Source organism: Rhodococcus sp. KBW08, assembly GCF_003852455.1.
GTDB lineage: Bacteria > Actinomycetota > Actinomycetes > Mycobacteriales > Mycobacteriaceae > Rhodococcus_F > Rhodococcus_F baikonurensis.
Map to the genome: position 1 here is coordinate 133,739 of NZ_QAJJ01000007.1, position 18,140 is coordinate 151,878.

An 18,140-nucleotide genomic window follows, 5' to 3' on the forward strand; every position below is an offset into this window, starting at 1 on the left:
GTCGACCCAGAGTGACGTGTATTACATAGTTTCCGGAAGGCTGCCCGTCGGCTTTGTTCGAGAAAACGGACTATGCCAGAAGTGTTGTGTCTGAACACAAAATCATCGTTCCCGACAGATAACCGGCCGCCGCGAATACCCAGAGTTCAAAGAGAGAATCACCTCTGCCTAAGGCTCCCGCACGGATTGCTCGGCGCACAGCCGTAGGAAATGTTCGACGATCTGGGTGTTCTGGCCATCCCTTGCCACGGCTGCGATCTTGCGCGGTGGAAGCTCGAGTATCTCGCCGACCGTGCAACCGCGCTGGGATGCGCGCTCAGCACTCGAGAGTTCGAGAATCACAGCACCGATTCCTTCATACGCGAAATCCGCGAAGGCGTCGCGGTGCTGTGACCTCATCACGAAGGCGTGGTCGATCCGAGGTTCGATCGAACGCAGGTGGCGATACACGTCAGATGTCTCGAACCGTGGTGCGACGACCAGGCCGATGCGCATCAGGTCTTCGCCAACGAACACTCCGTCAACCGGGGCTGGAGTGCCGGGCGGGCAGACGAGTCGCAAGTTGTGGTCCGGAAGGCGAACGATTCGTGCCCCGGGGACACCGGTAGGCGGCGACTCCATGATTGCCACGTCCGCTGTGCCGGCCATGACCGGGTGAATTGCGTCGGCGACTGACGACCCGGGCGGATCCGAGATGGTGATCCTCAGGTTCGGCACCTTGGTACGCAGCGCTCCGAGCAATACCGCGGTGGGATCGTCCGCAAGGCTCGCCGTCGTGGCGACGCTGAGGTGAGGGAAAGCTGACAGCACCGACTCGCTGTCGATCACCAATCGGTCGAGCGCGGCCAACGCATCGCGGGCTGGATCGATGAAATTTCGTCCGCGTGCAGTCAATGTCGCGCCGGCCCGCCCCCGATTGAAAAGCTTTCCTCCGACGCGTCTTTCAAGTCGCGCAATCGATTGAGAGACGCTCGATGTTCCCGTGAACCGGTACGCCGCTGCCGCCGTGATACTGCCGTGTTCGACGACTGCGAGGAAGTCTTGTAGCTGCTGCGGATCGATTCGTGGACTCGCAGCCTCGCCGAAGTTGCTCATCCGGCATTCCCCAGTCCACCCTCGTCACGCAATCGAGTCGTCGTTTCGATAAACGCTTGTGCCGCAGGCGATGGCGTCGAGCCGTGAAACATCCACAGATCGCGACTGAGCGGGGGGCGAGTACGACGCAGTACCACGCCTTCTCCGACTGTGTCGGCAACGGATTCGGGAAGGAATGCAACCCCGACGCCTGCGCGCACAAGGGGAATCATCGAGGCCGCAGAAATGGTCTCCGCAACCACGGCCTCGTCCACCGTGCGTTCGCCAAGGCGTTCGGCCAATAGCCGCCGTGTCACATCACCACGCGGACTGGCGATCAACCCGATTCGCAGAAGATCGGTCAACTCATCTGCCCCCTCCCCGCTGCTTCGTGCACTCGGCACCAGCGCCACAATTCGTTGCCGACCGAGGAGGATTCGTTCAACACCTTCGTCGAACACCTCGTCCACCCCGATGCCTACGTCAGCCTGACCCGAGGCGACCACCATTCCGATTCCGTCGGTATCGTTGCTGAGCATCGTCACCGCAACATTCGGAAACCTGGTTGTGAACGCACCCAGAGCTGTGGCCGCCGGATCACGCGCCAGCGTCCGCGGACACACGACCGTCAGCCTCCCACGCTGCACGACGTTCAACGGATGCAAAGCGTGATCCAGATCCCGGTACGCCCGAAGTACTTGGGCTGCCGGACCGGTGAGATCGCGTCCAGCGTCCGTCAGGGTGACTCCCCGCGAACCGCGCCGGACGAGCGTCAGCCCGCACTCTTTCTCCATTCTGGCCAGAGCCTCCGAGATGGTCGGCTGGCTCACTCCCAGTCCGCGTGCAGCCGCCGAAATGCTGCCGCGATCCGCAAGGGCGAGAAAGTATTCCAGATGACGTCGGTCCACCAGGGCGCTCCCTTCTCCGTAGAAATCTGCGTGTGCGCACGGTTCCGGCCTCGTTGGCTCGCTGAGTTCGGCAGGGTTTGCCCCCGGGCCAAGGCCATAGGGAAACCCTATGGCATCCCTCTCGAATGTGGCGTAGACGGGAAGAAGAATCCCGTGATCTGCTTCACATATGAACGCAGTGAGCAACAACCCGGGGAGCTTCGATCAGACGTACCCGTCTGCTTTTTCGGAGCGACCATCACGGCCTGTGAGCACTCCGGGGGAGGCACAGAGATGACCGAAACCATAACCACGAGTGCGTCATCGGGCTCGGCGTCACCCCGATCTGCGGAGCGAGCACACTCTGAGCCGAAGCCCGCTCGACGGCGTCGAGTCGGCACTCGCCTCACCATCGGGGTACGACTGGCCCAGGTCGCGCTGCTTCTGGTCCTACTCGGCGCGTGGCAACTCGTCGCATCGCAAGGCTGGATCGAGCCGGTTCTAGCCAAAACGCCGGGGGAGGCCTGGAATTACTTCACCGCAGCGGTGCATTCGGGTGAGATTTCGTCCAACTTGCGCGCCACGATGACTGCTGTCGTGATCGCCTGGATCCTCGCGAGTGCCGTCGGAGTGGCGGTCGGACTCTCACTCGGCCTGCTCCCAACCCTCGAACGCATCATGAGTCCGTTCTTGGATGCGGCGAATGCCATGCCGCGCCTAGCGCTGGCGCCCCTGCTCATCGTCATTTTCGGTATCACGATGACGGCGAAGGTCGCTCTCGCGTTCACACTTGTCTTCTTCATAGTCTGCTCGAGCGCACGGGCCGGCGTGAAGTCGGTGGACGACGAATGGCTCCGGCTATCCACTGTCCTCAATGCCAGTAAGACGCAGGTGTTTTGGCATATTCTGCTCCCCGTCGCAACCCCCGGCATCTTTGCCGGTCTTCGGTTGGGGCTGATCTATTCGCTACTTGGCGTGGTGGGTTCGGAACTGATCTCGTCACGAGACGGGCTGGGCCAGCTTGTGTCGATCTACTCTGCCCAGTTCCGCATGGAAGCGGTCTACGCGATCCTCATACTTCTCGCAATCGTCGCAGTCGTCCTCAACCAGGCCATGAATTTCGCCGAGCGTTACCTCCTTCGGTGGCAGCCCCCGGCTCGACGATGACAGGAATCATCATGGATACCAACGTGATTACGCCCGCAGTCCAACTCGACGGACTGACGATATCCTTCCCCTCACCAGACGGATCGGTGAAGACAGTGGTCGATGATCTCGACCTCACAATCCCTCGCGGACAGTTCGTGAGCTTGGTCGGTAGGAGTGGTTGCGGCAAGACCACTCTGCTCAACGCGCTCGCTGGATTGGTGGAAGCGACGGAAGGCAAGACCGAGGTCCTCGGCACAACGCCATTCGACGCTCGTTCCCGGATGGGCTTCATGATGGCCCGAGATGCGCTGTTCCCGTGGCGAACAGCGCAGAAGAACGTGGAGTACGGTCTCGAATTGAGAGGAGTACCCAAGGCGGAGAGACGAACTCAATCCGCGCGCTGGCTTGCCGCCGTTCAAATGTCCGAGGCATCACAGCTGTGGACTTGGCAACTCTCCCAAGGGATGCGTCAGCGTGTCGCATTGGCCCGAACGTGGGCTCTGGATCCGGACATCTTGTTGATGGACGAACCCTTTGCCGCCCTCGATGCGCAAACCCGAGTCGAAGTACAGCGAGAATTCCTCGAGCTTTGGCAATCCCAGGTAGGCCGGACGGTCATCTTCGTAACCCACGACCTCGGCGAAGCCATCTGTCTCTCCGACCGCGTTCTGCTGCTCGGGGCCGGCCGGGTGATCGACGACGTCAGCATCGACATCGAACGCCCCCGCGAACTCGAAACCCTTACCTCCGAACCTCGATACATCGAAATCTTCAACCGGCTGCGTGGTCAACTCGACCACTGATGTGCCCAGCCAACTCAGCTCGACTACTGATGCGCCCAGCCCATCAAGGAGCAGGAAACCCATGAAACTTCGACCTTTCGTCGGCACAGCCGTAGCAACGGCCCTACTGCTTTCCGCGTGTGGAGGGGGAGGGCGTCCGAACGACGGTAGCGTCGCCATCGGGGTCTACCCCGCGAGCGCTTTGTCTCTCCCTGTCTACGTCGCCGTCCAACAAGGAATGTTCGACAAGGAGGGCCTCGACGTCGAGCTCATCGACGGAAAGAACGGGCCCGAGCTTATCAGCGGTCTCATCGGCGGTACAACCGATCTCGCGGTCGGAGCACCCGGAACCGTCGTGCCGGCCATCGAGCAAGGGCAGAAACTGCGGCCCCTTTCCCCGTACGGATCGATCGATCTTGCCATCGCCGTGACGAAAGACAGCGGCATCACCACCGTCGAGGATTTGCCCGGCAAGCGGATCGCCATACCGTCACGTGGCGGTGCGGCCGAGCAATTCGTCAATCAGCTTCTTGCAGAACGAAACATCGATGCATCCACCGTGCAATTCATCGCAGCGGCACCCACCGCGAGTCAGATACCACTCGCACGAAAGGGCGACATCGATGCCGCCGTTCTCACCGCTGCCAGTCAAGCCGTATTCGACGCTCAAGGAATACCGATGACACCGATTACCTCAGTCAACCCTGTGGGCTCTGACGGCGTGAGCTCATACGGCCTGGGCACTGTGCTCGTCACGACAGCCACATTCGCCGAATCCGATGCTGCTGCCCCCGTTTGTGCGGCGCTCGCGGCCGCAGCAGGGTGGATAGCCGATCCCGCCAACGAGCAAGCAGGGGCTCAACTTCTCACCGAGCGGATGAATGTCCCCGCCGACAAAGCCACCGAGGTGTGGGCTTCTCAGAAGAACCTCTGGCCGGTCGAGATTTCGGCCCACCGATGGACGCAGAACGTGACATGGGTGAACAACCAGACCTCGGGCAAGTCCGACGCAGATGTCCCTTTCGACCCCCTCTGCTGACCAACGCCCATACCCAAATCCAGTTCGACTACCACGAAAGAGAAGAAACGATGACACAACTCGCTGACCAGTCAACCCGATCCGAGTCCACACACGATCGCCGGCAGCTCACCGAGGCTTGGTCCGCAGTCACCGACAGCCTTGCGACGTTCGGGTCCACAGCTGCCGCCACCGGATCACCGCTGGACAGCGCCGAAGGTGTACGGCACGCACTTCGCCTGTTCGGATACCTCGCCGAGATGAACATCGAGCGCCAAGACGTGCTCCGACCTGAACTCTTCACCCTGATGTCACCGATGCGAAAGTTCTGGGGAGACGGCATCGACGTCGACTACTGGACTGCGATGATCGACCCCAAGGAGACGTACCGAATTCACGGTAACCGCGGCACAGTGCCGTACGTCGCGGTCCTCGCCAATCGCGTCGGTGCATCTGGGACCGACAGGGTCGCCGACAACATCGTCATCGACGACAAGGTGTGCGACGCGGACGGTAACTTCGAGATCTTCATCGCACAAGAGTTGGAGGGGCGCAGCGGAATTCGACTGGACGAGCGTTGCTTCGACGTAGTAGTGCGTGTCTATCACAAGACGCGAAGCGCGGAGATCGATCCCGTGCTCCACATCGAGCGTCTCGGCCCGCCGCCTGGCGCACGCCCCGATCTCGACACGGCGTGGCTGGTCCAGCGCCTCACGAAACTTGCCCGGGGTATGGATGTGAGCCTTCGACGCAGTCTTCAGCTCATCGAAACGCTCAGTCAGTCTCCCAACGAGATTCGCGTGACCTTGGAGCAGCGAGGGTGGGGAGACTTCTACGGCACCAGCTCCAACCAGTACGTTGCCGGCTGGTGGTCACTGAAAGATGCTACTGCCGTGGATATTACATTTACTGTCCCGGACTGCACCTACTTCGGCGTAATGCTGTACAACCACTGGTTCGAGTCCTTCGAGTACCGCGACCACACCGTCAACCTCAACGACGCCCACTTCGAGCGCAACGACGATGGAACCGTGACGATCCGAATCGGGGGAGTAGAAGGCGACAGAAACCGGTTGAACCCCTGCAACCACACCGAAGGCATTCTGTTGGCGCGCTGCCTGGAGCCTGCCGAGGACGTCGCTTCGCCTCATGTGGAGATCATTCGATGACCGACGAAGTTGACCTGCCGTTGGCAGGTGTCCGCGTAGTGGAGATCGGTCAACTGATCGCGATACCCAGTGCCGCACAGCAGTTGTCCGACCTCGGCGCCGAGGTCATCAAGCTGGAGCCTCCGGGCGGTGAACCGGCCCGTCAAATCGACGCCGACTACGCGCGTGGCATCTTCTACGGGTACAACCGCGGGAAGCGTTCAATCTGCCTCGACCTCAAAGACTCCGCCGATCTGCGACGGGCTCAGGATCTGATCGCGTCGAGCGACATCTTGCTGCACAATCTTCGCCCGGGAACCCTCGATCGACTGGGATTCTCCTCTGCCGAACTACAACGCCTGCGACCGGAAATCATCGCCGTCTCGGTGAGCGGGTACGGGGCGGAAGGCCCGTCCTCTACCCGCGCCGGGCTCGACATCGCCGCGCAAGCGGAGAGTGGACTGATGTCGGTGACGGGCGAGGCTGATGGCCCACCACAACGTGTGGGCGCACCGGTCATAGACCATGCAACGAGCTATGTCGTCGCGCAGGCGGCTCTGGCAGCGCTACTGCGACGTGAGCGCACCGGCAAAGGATCGTCCGTCCGAGTCTCCCTGCTGGACGTCGCAATCCACTTGCAGACGGCCAACTGGATCGAGTGGCAGGTATCGGGCAAACCTATGAGTCGCAAAGGGAACGGGCAACCAAGCGTCGCACCCGCTGCAGATGTCTTTCGTGCCCTCGACGGCGAGCTGGTGATCAGCGGATACCAACCGCGAGCCTGGATCGAACTGTGCAAGGCGATCGACCTGCCAGAGTTGGCCGACGACCCGCGGTTTACCACCAACGAGCTGCGCGTCGAAAACCGTGCAGACCTCGTCACCACGATCGAGAAGCAGCTGTGCCACCGTAGTGCCGCGGAAGCGGTAGAGCATCTCACTGCGGCCGGAGTGGTTGCCGCGCTTGTGCGCAACTACGACGAGGTAATCTGCGCCGACGATGTGATTGCGAACCGTACCTTCATTCCCGGCGCCAACGAACATGGCGAACAATACTTGACGCCTGCCATGCCCTATCGGTCCGAACCTCCGATGGTACGAACTGAGTCCTCGCAGGTTCCGGCCTTGAACGAGTGGGCTTCGTCAACGCATTGAAGCCGGTGTGAAGTCGAAATTCAGTCGGCATCAACGTAACTGACAAACCGATATCCATGCATCATCGAGGAGATGTCCAGTGCTGACAACTGCATTTACCGAGACGTTCGGAGTGCGCCACCCCATCGTGCAGGGCGGCATGCAGTGGGTGGGGAGAGCAGAACTCGTAGCGGCAGTTGCGAACGCGGGCGCGCTCGGCATGCTCACTGCTCTGACACAGCCGACACCTGACGACCTTGCCCGAGAAATATCCCGAACCCGCGAGCTCACCGATCAACCTTTCGGGGTCAACCTCACAATTCTCCCAACGATCACACCCCCGCCCTACGATGAGTATCGCAATGTGATCATCGACTGCGGAGTAAAAGTCGTCGAGACAGCCGGCTCCTCTCCCGCACCGCATCTGCCGCACTTTCACGCCGCCGGCATCAAGGTTCTCCACAAGTGCACCAGCGTCCGCCACGCGGTCAAAGCCCAGGCCCTCGGCGTCGACGGCATCAGTATCGACGGGTTCGAATGTGCCGGGCATCCAGGGGAAGACGACGTACCGGGTCTCGTCCTAATCGCTGCAGCAGCAGAGCGGATCAGCATTCCCATGATCGCGTCCGGTGGATTTGCCGACGCGCGAGGATTGGTGGCTGCCCTGGCGCTTGGCGCCGACGGTATCAACATGGGCACCCGGTTCATGTGCACCGATGAGTCTCCCATTCACCGCAACATCAAGGACGCGATAGTTGCTGCCTCCGAGGTGGACACCGAGCTGATTTTCAGGTCACTACGTAATACGGCTCGCGTAGCACGCAACAGCATCAGCCAAGAGGTTGTCGAAATTCTTTCCAGCGGCGGCAAATTCGAAGACGTTCGAGATCTCGTAGCCGGTGTGCGGGGCAGAGCGGTGTTCGACAGCGGCGACCCCGAGGCGGGCATCTGGACGGCAGGGACGGTGCAAGGATTGATTCACGACATCCCCACAGTGGGCGAATTGGTGGAACGAATTGTCGCAGAGTCCGAAGCACTGATTGCCAGACGGCTTACCGGCCTCCTGGATCCTGTCAGCGCCTGACGCTGTCCGAACCCGCTGAGCGCTACAGTCGGCCAGTCCTTCGCGCATGATCGCTGCCGTTGCGCTCGCCGACCCGCATGCCGCCGATACTTCGTCCTCGATGCGTCGTGCGGTGACGGTGAGCTCTTCCGGCTAGCCTCGCGGCTCGTCATCGCCGCTCGCTCGTTTCGGGCGCATCCGGACGATCATTGACGTCAGGATGAGGAAAGCACGGGGGAGGAGCCGACGAGACTGACAACCGCGCCACCGTCCTCGAGGACCATGCGGTATCCAGTCGGTTCTCGAAATAGCGGCAGAGAGCGTCGAACAGCATCACCGTGATCTGCTCCTCGGTGACACCTTGCGCATGCACATAACGTAGTACCTCCATTCCCGGACCCACGGTCGATGGACGATGGACGATGGAGAGCTCAGAACTCATGTCGCGTGGTGCATGGCCAAATACCTTGATAGGTAGGAATCCACACGACTGTGGCAGCTATTCGTCGTCATCGAAGGCCCGAGTTGGGTATCAGATGAAGGCGGACAACGGTTCTCGGCTACTTCAGGGAGGCAGAGCCGTGGAACCCACGCGAATCGCACCAGTCGGGCCCGGATGACGGAATGCTCGTCGACGCGCTACGCTGCCCCTAACCCGACACGACCACAGATCCGGACACCATGACCGCATCGGCCGAACCGACACCCGACGACGTGGTGTCGGCCGCAAAAGCGCTGCACGCGCTCACCGCGATACCGGACCACTCACCGCGGTGGTCGAACACGGCAGAACCGACTCAATGGACTGCGGCGCACACGATCGAGCACATCAGCGACGCGCTGCTCTTCTACAGCGGCCAGGTAGCGAGACGGGCCGACGCCAAACTACCGGCCCTGCGCGACGGTCGTGATGCCCCTGTATCCGAGCATCTCGACAACGTCCTTTCGTCCGCTCATGTACTCGCCGCTCTGCTCCGCGACCTCGCGGAGGAGCGTGCGTTCCACCCCAGCGGGTCAGCTGACGCGCCAGGGTGGGCTGGCATGGCTGTCACCGAAATACTGGTTCACGGCACCGACGCAGCACGTGCCCTGGGTGTCAGGCTGATTCTCCCCGAAAATGTTTGTGCGAGAACAGTATTGCGGGTATTTCCCTGGATCGATCTGACTTTGGCCAGGCCGCCCGAGTTACTGCTGGCCATCACCGGCCGATTCTCCATCGACGGCGTTCACTCCGATCCCGATTGGTGGTGGCAATCCGCTCCGCTCGTCGAATGGGACGGCCTCCCCAGGCGTCGCGATGTCAAACCGGGGTGGGCCTGACACTTACCTGACCCCGCTCATGCCGTCGACCGAAGCGGTCCCCTCACTCGCGTGCAGCCCGATCGTGGCCGACGTAGAGTCATTGCTTCGCTGACCACGAGCTGGACTCTGAGTTCAACAGCAGCCGTGGATAACCCGACAATCACGGAAATCGATTCGCAATGGCCGCGATGATTTCATCGGGCGCGTGCTCCTGGATGAAATGCCGCGCATGAGGTAGTTCGACGACGTCAAGGTCGGTGAACGTCTCGCGTATCCGCGGGATACACGCTTTCGGACGGAACACCATGTCCCGCATCCCCCACACTGCGAGGGCCGGTTTGTCCCCCAACAGCGCGGGCACGTCCTGGGCGAGTTGGGCCAACTGTGTTCGTGCAGCACGGATTTCCTTGGGCATGACCGCGAGTCCACGCCGCGATTCCTCTGTAGGCTGCACATTGCGATAATGGTCAGCCTCCTCCTCGGTTAACGTGCGGCCAAGTTCCCCGAGCAAGAAACGCTCCACAAGGAGATTCTGCTCGAGTATGCGGCGTTGCATGGGTCTGCTACTCATGATCACGCTGAATGCTTGATTGGCCAGTGGCTCGATCGGCCAGAACACCGTGTTGCCCAGCACGATCCCTCTGACTCGATCTGCCCGCTCGGTTGCCGTGCCCAGCCCGATAGGTCCACCCCAGTCCTGCCCCATCAAGACAAAGCCGTCCAACTGAAGATGGTCGATCAGTTCACCTAAAATCGTCGTGTGCTGTGAAATTCTGTATCCGAAATTCTGCGGCCGCTCGGACAACCCGAAACCCAGGTAGTCCACCGCAATGCACCGGTACCGGTCGCGCAGTCCAGCCACGATTTTCCGATAGAGGAAACTCCATGTGGGGGAGCCGTGGCAGAACACAATCGGCGGTCCCGTCCCCTCGTCGATGTAGTGAACTCGACCGGCAGACGAGTCGAACCAGCGCGACTCGAACGGGTACACAGTCTTATCTGGAACGAAATCGATCATCATGTGGCGCCTCCTTGTCCGACCTATCTCCCCACGTCGCGAATAGACCCAGCGCGTATTCGAAATATCACCCACACCATCGTCGCTACACCTGTAGCAACGGCGTTGTTTGCTAGGCTACACCTGTAGCATCGAATCATGTCTACTCAAGCGACTGGCAGCTATGAACGTCGAGAGCTGATCGCCAACAGCGCCATTCGCGTCATTGCCCGTGACGGAGTTCGCGCGCTCACGCACCGAGTGGTAGATATAGAAGCCGGAATCCCAAAGGGCGCGACCTCGCACCATGCAAGAACTCGACTCGCGCTACTCGAACTCATCGTCAACACCCTTGCCGAACGCGCGATAACTGACGCCAAAAAAGCTGCATCCATTCTCAATGCAACGGCGCAAGGTGAGCACAAACTGAGCATTGCTGATCTGGCACGCGTGATCACCGAACTTGTCGAGACACTTTCGGACCGCCGCGACGACATGAAAGCGCGCTACGCCCTTGTTCTCGAACTCGGCAACGAACCATTGCTTCGAAGAAAGCTGACGACACAGTCCGAGGTTCACGCCATAGCCCGAGAAGTGACAGCGATGCTTCTCGACAGAGCAGATCTGCCATGTTCCAACGAGCGAGTCGAGGAGTTGATCGCCCTCACAGATGCGTTGGTGTTCCAGCGAACGATCATCCAGGAGAACACATCCCCTGAATCTATCCTCGCCGCCTATCTGCGAGGCGTAGCTTCCCTCGCAGGTGACCTCACTCGAGAGTCTTGAGATCTGACCGATTTGATCGCACCGCTTGAAAGCTGATCCGTCTTCGATTTTCGCCCACAGACTCTTACCTGACCGCCGGTGCTGAGCGACCGAATTCGCATGAGACCGCACTGGGAGCTGCGCCAACGGAGTTGCGTTGCCACACATGCATTCCGACAACAAACGAGAAAGAAGCAGCTGTCGCCATCGTCAGATCTTCACCTGCGCAAATGCATTGGCCAAGACGGATCAACCCAGAACAATGAGACGAGCGCGATTAACAAGGCTTACCTCCCCTCCTCGCGTAGCGTTGGCGACAGTCAAGGGACCAAGAACGCGTCGCGACCTAGCCCTCGAACAGCGGGCGGCTGCGAATGCGTCACTGCAGCATCATTGCCGGCAATCTCCGACGTCCCAACAGATTTCGAGAGCCACTGCTTCACCCGCACGATCACACGTTCATGCGTGACGCCGCCGGTGCCATCACCAATACCTGGCCCACCACCGATCGACTGCCTGAGGCGACACCACCTTTTCCAGCGCCATCCGACATCGAACGCAACCACACGAGACTGCTCCGAAAAGCAGTCAACGCCTACCTCAAACCTTCAGAAAGAAATCCAGCGATACATCTGGCACGGCTCCGACCGAGGCTGCTGCTCGTTCAGCGCTGAACGATCTCGCCGAGCACCAGGGGCAGAAATATCCCTGACGAACGCCTTATCCGATCCGCATGACCATGGTTCGGTTGGGCGGAACTGGATCGATCGATCTTCGCGAAGGACGAAAACCTGACAGGCGCAGACCAGGGCACGTCGAGAGTCGGCGACCATTTTTCGAATCCGCAGGAGAGCCTCGGAGCACTAAGGGGGCAATTTCACTCGACGATGGCCACTCGCATGGCGGTTTGTCCATGGCTTTGGTGAGCGAAAGAACCGATGGCACCAGGCAGGATACGATGCGGTATGCGCAGGCTGGCTGGATCGTTCGATCGTGACCTCCCCGGGTTGCCGCGTGGCCGTGGCCGCCTCGCGGTGGACGAGGTCCAAGACGCACAACGCAATCGCATTCTGCGCGCCGTGATCTCGTCGACTGCGGAGAAGGGGATCGCCTCGACCACGATCGCCGATGTCGTCGGCCGCGCCAGGGTATCTCGCCAAGCTTTCTACAAGCAGTTCGAGAGCAAAGAAGCCTGCTTGATCGCAGCGATCGACGCTGGCATCGAGACGATCGTCTCCAACATCACCGCCACACAAAGCTCGACCACCAATTTATCTCCACACGAACAGCTTTCGGCTGTCATCGAGAAGTACCTCGAGACGTGTTCGTCCGAACCCGAGTTCGTCCGCGCTTGGGTGGTGGACCTACCTGTGGCCGGTCCAGCAGGGGTTGCGAAGCGCAACGAGTACCTGGAACTGCTCGCCGACGAATTGCTCGTCGGCTACGCGCCCAGATCTTCAGAAGCCCCGGGACGTGAAGTGTTTCTCGCGGCGATCGGCGGATGCAACGAGTTGTTCTACCGCCAGGTGGTCGACGGGTCCAATTCGTACATGAATCTTCATGCGCCGATCATGTCCTTCCTCGAACGGGTACTGGATCTCTCGTCCGACGGTTCGTAGTCCGGTGTTTGACAAGCCTCGGGTAGATCGCCATGCTCATTTATAAGTACTGTCGCGTACTTATAAATGAGCGAGGAGTGGCCATGGGGATCTTGAGGGGACTGACACAGCGTCCGATCGCGCCGCCCGGCCGGGTTGCGATCCGTCCACGGCGAGTCGACTTCGACTGGGAGAAAGCGCCTTTGGTGTGGTTGCCGAATGAGCCGATCGCCTCATACCTCCTCGGTTCGATGAACCTCGTCATCCCCGAGGGCGAGCGGATGATGATCCAGGCCTTCGAGCAGGCTCTCCCGGACGTGCACGACGAGAAGCTCCGCGAGGACATGCTCGGTTTCATGGGTCAAGAATTGCTGCACGCAGAGGCGCATGACGAGGTCATGAATCAGGTGTTCACACGGCACGGAATCGACCCGGCCCCGTTCAACCACCAGATGCAGTACTTCTTCCGTAAAACTTTGGGCGTCGGCGACGACACCGATCCGCGGTCCACCCGGCAGCGTCTGATCGAGCGTCTCGGGATTTGCGCGTCCTCGGAGCATATGTTCGCGTTCGTAGGCGACTGGGCACTGAACGCGGACTTGGAGAAATTCGGCGCAGATCCGCAGATGCTTGACCTCTACCGGTGGCATGGGGCCGAAGAGGTCGAGCATCGTGCCGTGGCGCACGAGGTCGCCACGTACTTCGGAGTCGGCTACTTTCGCCGCTGTATCTCCATGCTCATCACGTGGCCGATCTTTTTAGGGTGGTTGCTCCGTGCCGCGATGTATCTGAGCCGCAACGACCCCAACACGCCGAACATCGGTTATCCGCGATTGCTACTGGAATTCGTCCGCGCCGGACGCCGCGGACTGGTGCCTGGTGTATCGAAATGGTTCTGGAGCGGTGCGTCGACGTTCGTGCCCGGATTTCACCCCGACGGTGTGGGGTCCACAGCCCAGGCCCTCGCCTACGTCGCGCAATCGCCAGCGGCCAAGCGGGTCAACACATGACACCCAACGCGCCCGAACTCACACAGCGGTGGCCGGCCCCCCGCGAGATCCCGGTCGACCTACGACGCGGCACGCACCGCGACTCGATTCTGCGCATTCTGGATGTCCTGGTCTCCACGCAGGTGAAGTGGGCGGTCTTGATTCATCGCGACAAGCCACCGAAAAACCGGACCGACGAGTACAAGACAACGCTCACGGTGTCGGAACGCACGACGGTGGCCAGCGACAACGCCGTGGTCAGCATCGAACTGCGGGCACCTGACGGCAGCGACCTCGAACGGTGGCACCCCGGGGCTCACCTCGACCTGTACCTGCCCTCAGGACGCATACGTCAGTACTCACTGTGCGGCGATCCTGCCGATCGCCGCTGTTACCGGATTGCGGTACGCCGCATCCCTGATGGTGGCGGCGGATCGAACGAGGTGCACGACGAGTTGCCAGTCGGTGCCGTCGTCGGCGTTCGTGGCCCACGCAACGCGTTCGGGTTCGTCGAACCCGGGCGAACCAAGCGCGCGAAGCGCGTTCACTTCGTGGCGGGCGGTATCGGCATCACCCCGATACTCCCGATGATCCGCGAGGCAGAGCGCATGGGCCTGGATTGGTCGCTGGAGTACGTCGGTCGCGAGCGACGCACGCTACCGTTCCTCGCGGAATTGTCACCGTTCGGTGATCGGGTCACCATCCGCACCGACGACGAATACGGCCTACCCACCGCGACCGATCTTCTCCCGCCGAACGTCCGCAGCGGTGATGCAATCTACTGTTGCGGTCCGGTCCCGATGATGGACCTGATCACCGCAGGTGCACGCAACCAACCCGGTGTGGAAGTGCACGCCGAACGCTTCTCCGCCACACCGGTCGTCGATGGACGTCCCTTCCGCATCCAACTGGCTCGCACCGGTCAGGTCATCGATGTCGCCGCCGACCAGACCGCACTGGACGCGGTCCTGCGTGTGAACCCGAAAGCCCCCTATTCATGTCGTCAGGGCTTCTGCGGCACCTGCATGGTCCACGTCATCGACGGCGATGTCGATCACCGTGACAACTCATTGAGCCCAGCCGAGCGCGCCGGGGGCAAGATGCTGCTGTGTGTTTCACGGAGCAACAGTCCCTGCCTGACGGTCACCACATGAATCCACCGATTCCCCAACGACCGGAGTACCTGTTGAACGACGATCAACTGACATCGCGGGTGGTGGACCTCCTGATCGCACTGGAGGAAATGGACGCCGATGCCGTGCGTGCACTCGTCGATCCCGACATCGAATGGCGCAACACCGGCCTGCCCAGCGTGAAGGGAAGGAAGAGCGTCGAACGAGCTCTCACGATCGTCTCTCACCTGATCACCAGGTACGAGGTCGTGGAAGTGCTCACGATGAGCACCGACCACAACACCGTGTCCTCCCGGCGAAGAGAGATCATCCGCATCGGATGGTTTGCCATGCACCTCGACGTAGACGGCCACTACACATTCGCAAACGGCCTGCTTCGCATTTGGGACGACCGCTTCTCCTACCGCCGACTGCTCCGCGGATTGCGATTCGGCCCACCCACCCGCACCTGAGGATCGCGAGGGTCGCTATCCGCCTGCCTGGGTCAGGTACTTCATTCGTTCGACTTTTCGGGGAAACCGCATGGCGATGGGAACTTTTCCGGCAAGGTAAACGTAGATTAAAGAACAAGGCTTCTTCCGCATCGACAGAGAGACCAATGGACAGTCACAGACCCAGGCCGGACACACCCCACTGCGTCACCGCACGTGATGGCGAGGTGTCCGGCTCATGATGATCGCCCTGACACTCCTGCTGGGCGTCCTGGTCGTTCTGCTGATCACCGCAGTCACCGGCTACTTCGTTGCCCAGGAGTTCGCCTACATGGCCGTGGACCGATCCCGGCTCAATTCTCTCGCCCAGACGGGCGATTCGGGTGCAACGCGGGCTCTTGCGGTGACCCGCCGCACCTCGTTCATGCTCTCCGGAGCTCAACTGGGCATCACCGTCACCGGTCTGCTGGTCGGTTACGTTGCCGAACCTCTCATCGGTCAGTCGCTGGGAACGATCTTCGGCGGCATCGGCATCCCCACCGCCGTGGGGATGGGCATCGGTGCCGTGCTGGCGCTGCTGTTCTCGACCCTGGTCCAGATGCTCTTCGGTGAGCTGTTCCCGAAGAACCTCGCCATCGCACGTCCCGAACCTGTGGCCCGGTGGCTGGCCCGCTCGACCACCCTCTACCTGAAACTCTTCGGCTGGCTGATCTGGATCTTCGACCAAGCATCGAACCTGCTGCTCCGCGCACTCAAGATCGAGCCGGTGCACGACGTCGAGCACTCCGCCTCTGCCCGCGACCTCGAGCACATCGTCGCCGAGTCCCGCGAAACCGGGACTCTGCCGCCCGAATTGTCGACGATGCTCGATCGCATACTCGATTTCCCCACGCGCCCAGTGGAGCATGCGATGATCCCTCGCACCCATGTCGACACCGTCCACGCCGACGACTCCCTCGACCACATCCTCACCCTCATGGGGCGAGGGCACTCCAGATATCCCGTCGTGGGGGAAGATTCCGAGGACATAGTCGGTGTCATCCACCTCCAAGATGTTCTCGACCTGACGCCGACCACTGATCTGACCGCGCGCACACTCACCCGCCCCGCCCTGATCCTCCCGACCACACTTCCCTTGCCGAAGGCCCTGGCCGAACTCACCGACAGCAGAAACCAACTTGCCTGCGTCATAGACGAATACGGCGGCTTCGCCGGTGTCATCACCCTCGAAGACATCGCCGAAGAACTCGTCGGCGAAATCACCGACGAACACGACCCTGACCTCCCACTCGAACTCCCCGGCGAAGACGGATCCTGGACCGTCAACGGTGGCGTGCACCTCGACGAGGTCGAACGCACCATCGGACACGACCTCCCGGGTGGTGACTACGAGACGATCGCCGGCTTCACCATCGCCCATCACGGCGAGCTCCCACCCGAGGGAGCCCGGATCCGCGTCGAACTGCCACCTGATCCTGCCGACCTGATTTCCGACGACGAACAACCTCGATATTCACTGGTCATCGATGTCCTGTCCGTCGAGCGGCACGTCCCCGCCTCACTACGACTACGCCTCGACCCAACCGCAGTGGCCGGGACTGAAACCGCGGAGGAGAACCGATGAGCAACCCCTGGATCGTCATCGCCGTCACCGTCGCTCTCATAGCCCTGAGTGCCTTCTTCGTCGCCGTCGAATTCGCCCTCATCTCCGCCAAACGGCACCGCCTCGAAGATGCCGCCCCCAACAGCCGCTCCGCCCGAGCCGCTCTACGCAGCGCCTCCGAACTGACCGTGCTCCTCGCCGGCTCCCAACTCGGCATCACCGTATGTACCCTCGCGCTCGGTGCAATCACCAAACCCGCTGTCCATCACTGGCTCACCCCTGCCTTCTCGAGTTGGGGCATGCCGCTCTGGATCGCGGACGTCGCCGGTTTCGTTCTCGCATTGATCATCGTGACTTTCCTGCATCTGGTCGTCGGCGAAATGGCACCGAAATCCTGGGCGATCGCCCACCCCGAGAAATCAGCCACACTGCTCGCCATCCCGATGCGCGGATTCATGTGGCTCACCCGACCTCTGCTGCAATCGCTGAACTCGATGGCCAACTGGTTCCTCGTCAAAGTCGGTGTGCAACCGGTCGATCACGTCGGCAGCGGCCAGGACCCCGACGCCTTGCGGCACCTGGTCGAACACTCCACCAACGTCGGAGCCCTCGACGCCGGATACTCCGCGCAACTTTCCGGCGCCCTCGACATGCAGACCTTGACCGTCCGCGATCTGCTTCGGAGCAGCAAAGCTCCGACCTCCGTAACCAGCTCCGCGACCATGGACCAGGTGCGGGCGATCTCGAAACAATCGGGACACCTACGAATCCTCGTTCGCGACAACGGTGTTCCCCTTGGGATCGTGCACGTCCGCGACACCCTGCTCCAACCCGACCACACCCACGCCGAATCCATCATGCGACCGGCATTCACCCTTGCGTCCGATACCCCCGTCCACCTCGCACTCGCGGCGATGCGGGAAAGTCGCAATCACCTGGCCGTGGTCACCGACGAACGAACGACGGTCGGCATCATCACCCTCTCCGATGTTCTCTCACGACTGTTCCCCCGCCCTGAACCGGCGATCTGACACCGCATGAGGACAGCCTTTCTTACGGATAGCGCTA

General features: G+C 61.1%; 17 protein-coding genes. 14 read left to right on the forward strand and 3 right to left on the reverse strand.

Going from position 1 to position 18,140, the window contains the following annotated elements:
• Positions 1-168 precede the first annotated feature (168 nt).
• Together DBV08_RS09250 and DBV08_RS09255 are read right to left on the reverse strand one after the other, a co-directional pair.
• Positions 169-1,095 (reverse strand): LysR family transcriptional regulator, encoded by a 927-nt coding sequence (locus DBV08_RS09250; protein WP_124567250.1) that lies wholly within the window; start codon positions 1,093-1,095, stop codon positions 169-171.
• Complete coding sequence (locus tag DBV08_RS09255) at positions 1,092-1,982, reverse strand: LysR family transcriptional regulator (RefSeq protein WP_124567251.1); 891 nt, start codon at positions 1,980-1,982, stop codon at positions 1,092-1,094. Before DBV08_RS09255 ends, DBV08_RS09250 begins: the two co-directional genes overlap by 4 nt.
• Before the next feature lie 273 nt (positions 1,983-2,255).
• On the opposite strand from DBV08_RS09255, the gene DBV08_RS09260 reads away from it, so the two are divergent.
• The 7 genes from DBV08_RS09260 (at position 2,256) to DBV08_RS09290 (ending at position 9,574) form a co-directional block, all read left to right on the forward strand.
• Positions 2,256-3,128 carry an ABC transporter permease gene (locus DBV08_RS09260; protein WP_124567252.1) on the forward strand — a complete coding sequence of 291 codons (873 nt, stop codon included), beginning with the start codon at positions 2,256-2,258 and terminating at the stop codon, positions 3,126-3,128.
• A gap of 11 nt (positions 3,129-3,139) precedes the next feature.
• A complete protein-coding gene (locus tag DBV08_RS09265; protein ID WP_234036600.1) occupies positions 3,140-3,913 on the forward strand; it encodes an ABC transporter ATP-binding protein in 774 nt (257 codons plus the stop codon).
• A gap of 61 nt (positions 3,914-3,974) precedes the next feature.
• Positions 3,975-4,931, forward strand: coding sequence for an ABC transporter substrate-binding protein (locus DBV08_RS09270; RefSeq protein ID WP_124567254.1), 957 nt, complete (start codon positions 3,975-3,977; stop codon positions 4,929-4,931).
• Positions 4,932-4,981: 50 nt separating this feature from the next.
• Entirely contained in the window at positions 4,982-6,079 is a 1,098-nt protein-coding gene (locus DBV08_RS09275; RefSeq protein ID WP_124567255.1) for a hypothetical protein, read from the forward strand.
• Positions 6,076-7,212: a CaiB/BaiF CoA-transferase family protein gene (locus DBV08_RS09280; protein WP_124567256.1), complete on the forward strand. Its 1,137-nt coding sequence runs from the start codon at positions 6,076-6,078 to the stop codon at positions 7,210-7,212. The genes DBV08_RS09275 and DBV08_RS09280 overlap by 4 nt, the downstream gene beginning before the upstream one ends.
• 79 nt (positions 7,213-7,291) lie before the next feature.
• Positions 7,292-8,275, forward strand: a complete 984-nt coding sequence (locus tag DBV08_RS09285) for a nitronate monooxygenase family protein (protein WP_124567257.1) — start codon at positions 7,292-7,294, stop codon at positions 8,273-8,275.
• A 660-nt stretch (positions 8,276-8,935) separates the two neighbouring features.
• Positions 8,936-9,574 carry a DinB family protein gene (locus DBV08_RS09290; protein ID WP_124567258.1) on the forward strand — a complete coding sequence of 213 codons (639 nt, stop codon included), beginning with the start codon at positions 8,936-8,938 and terminating at the stop codon, positions 9,572-9,574.
• A 142-nt stretch (positions 9,575-9,716) separates the two neighbouring features.
• Here DBV08_RS09290 and DBV08_RS09295 read toward each other — a convergent pair whose 3' ends face one another.
• Complete coding sequence (locus tag DBV08_RS09295) at positions 9,717-10,577, reverse strand: haloalkane dehalogenase (protein WP_124567259.1); 861 nt, start codon at positions 10,575-10,577, stop codon at positions 9,717-9,719.
• A gap of 135 nt (positions 10,578-10,712) precedes the next feature.
• On the opposite strand from DBV08_RS09295, the gene DBV08_RS09300 reads away from it, so the two are divergent.
• The 7 genes from DBV08_RS09300 (at position 10,713) to DBV08_RS09330 (ending at position 18,103) form a co-directional block, all read left to right on the forward strand.
• Positions 10,713-11,339 (forward strand): TetR/AcrR family transcriptional regulator, encoded by a 627-nt coding sequence (locus tag DBV08_RS09300; protein ID WP_124567260.1) that lies wholly within the window; start codon positions 10,713-10,715, stop codon positions 11,337-11,339.
• 944 nt (positions 11,340-12,283) lie between these two features.
• A complete protein-coding gene (locus DBV08_RS09305) occupies positions 12,284-12,937 on the forward strand; it encodes a TetR/AcrR family transcriptional regulator (protein ID WP_124567261.1) in 654 nt (217 codons plus the stop codon).
• Positions 12,938-13,020: 83 nt separating this feature from the next.
• Positions 13,021-13,926 (forward strand): metal-dependent hydrolase, encoded by a 906-nt coding sequence (locus tag DBV08_RS09310; protein ID WP_124567262.1) that lies wholly within the window; start codon positions 13,021-13,023, stop codon positions 13,924-13,926.
• A complete protein-coding gene (locus DBV08_RS09315) occupies positions 13,923-15,059 on the forward strand; it encodes a PDR/VanB family oxidoreductase (protein ID WP_124567263.1) in 1,137 nt (378 codons plus the stop codon). The genes DBV08_RS09310 and DBV08_RS09315 overlap by 4 nt, the downstream gene beginning before the upstream one ends.
• Entirely contained in the window at positions 15,056-15,490 is a 435-nt protein-coding gene (locus DBV08_RS09320) for a limonene-1,2-epoxide hydrolase family protein (RefSeq protein WP_124567264.1), read from the forward strand. The genes DBV08_RS09315 and DBV08_RS09320 overlap by 4 nt, the downstream gene beginning before the upstream one ends.
• A 217-nt stretch (positions 15,491-15,707) precedes the next feature.
• On the forward strand, positions 15,708-17,093 hold the full coding sequence (locus DBV08_RS09325; protein ID WP_124567265.1) for a hemolysin family protein: 1,386 nt from the start codon (positions 15,708-15,710) through the stop codon (positions 17,091-17,093).
• Positions 17,090-18,103, forward strand: coding sequence for a hemolysin family protein (locus DBV08_RS09330; RefSeq protein ID WP_124567266.1), 1,014 nt, complete (start codon positions 17,090-17,092; stop codon positions 18,101-18,103). Before DBV08_RS09325 ends, DBV08_RS09330 begins: the two co-directional genes overlap by 4 nt.
• Positions 18,104-18,140: the final 37 nt, after the last annotated feature.

Bases quoted from the DNA above. Each gene is read 5' to 3' on its own strand.
- DBV08_RS09270 (WP_124567254.1), top strand. From the start codon at position 3,975: ATGAAACTTCGACCTTTCGTCGGCACAGCCGTAGCAACGGCCCTACTG.
- DBV08_RS09290 (WP_124567258.1), top strand. From the start codon at position 8,936: ATGACCGCATCGGCCGAACCGACACCCGACGACGTGGTGTCGGCCGCA.
- DBV08_RS09295 (WP_124567259.1), bottom strand. From the start codon at position 10,577: ATGATGATCGATTTCGTTCCAGATAAGACTGTGTACCCGTTCGAGTCG.
- DBV08_RS09260 (WP_124567252.1), top strand. From the start codon at position 2,256: ATGACCGAAACCATAACCACGAGTGCGTCATCGGGCTCGGCGTCACCC.
- DBV08_RS09330 (WP_124567266.1), top strand. From the start codon at position 17,090: ATGAGCAACCCCTGGATCGTCATCGCCGTCACCGTCGCTCTCATAGCC.
- DBV08_RS09320 (WP_124567264.1), top strand. From the start codon at position 15,056: ATGAATCCACCGATTCCCCAACGACCGGAGTACCTGTTGAACGACGAT.
- DBV08_RS09305 (WP_124567261.1), top strand. From the start codon at position 12,284: ATGCGCAGGCTGGCTGGATCGTTCGATCGTGACCTCCCCGGGTTGCCG.
- DBV08_RS09265 (WP_234036600.1), top strand. From the start codon at position 3,140: ATGGATACCAACGTGATTACGCCCGCAGTCCAACTCGACGGACTGACG.
- DBV08_RS09280 (WP_124567256.1), top strand. From the start codon at position 6,076: ATGACCGACGAAGTTGACCTGCCGTTGGCAGGTGTCCGCGTAGTGGAG.
- DBV08_RS09300 (WP_124567260.1), top strand. From the start codon at position 10,713: ATGTCTACTCAAGCGACTGGCAGCTATGAACGTCGAGAGCTGATCGCC.
- DBV08_RS09315 (WP_124567263.1), top strand. From the start codon at position 13,923: ATGACACCCAACGCGCCCGAACTCACACAGCGGTGGCCGGCCCCCCGC.
- DBV08_RS09310 (WP_124567262.1), top strand. From the start codon at position 13,021: ATGGGGATCTTGAGGGGACTGACACAGCGTCCGATCGCGCCGCCCGGC.
- DBV08_RS09250 (WP_124567250.1), bottom strand. From the start codon at position 1,095: ATGAGCAACTTCGGCGAGGCTGCGAGTCCACGAATCGATCCGCAGCAG.
- DBV08_RS09275 (WP_124567255.1), top strand. From the start codon at position 4,982: ATGACACAACTCGCTGACCAGTCAACCCGATCCGAGTCCACACACGAT.
- DBV08_RS09325 (WP_124567265.1), top strand. From the start codon at position 15,708: ATGATGATCGCCCTGACACTCCTGCTGGGCGTCCTGGTCGTTCTGCTG.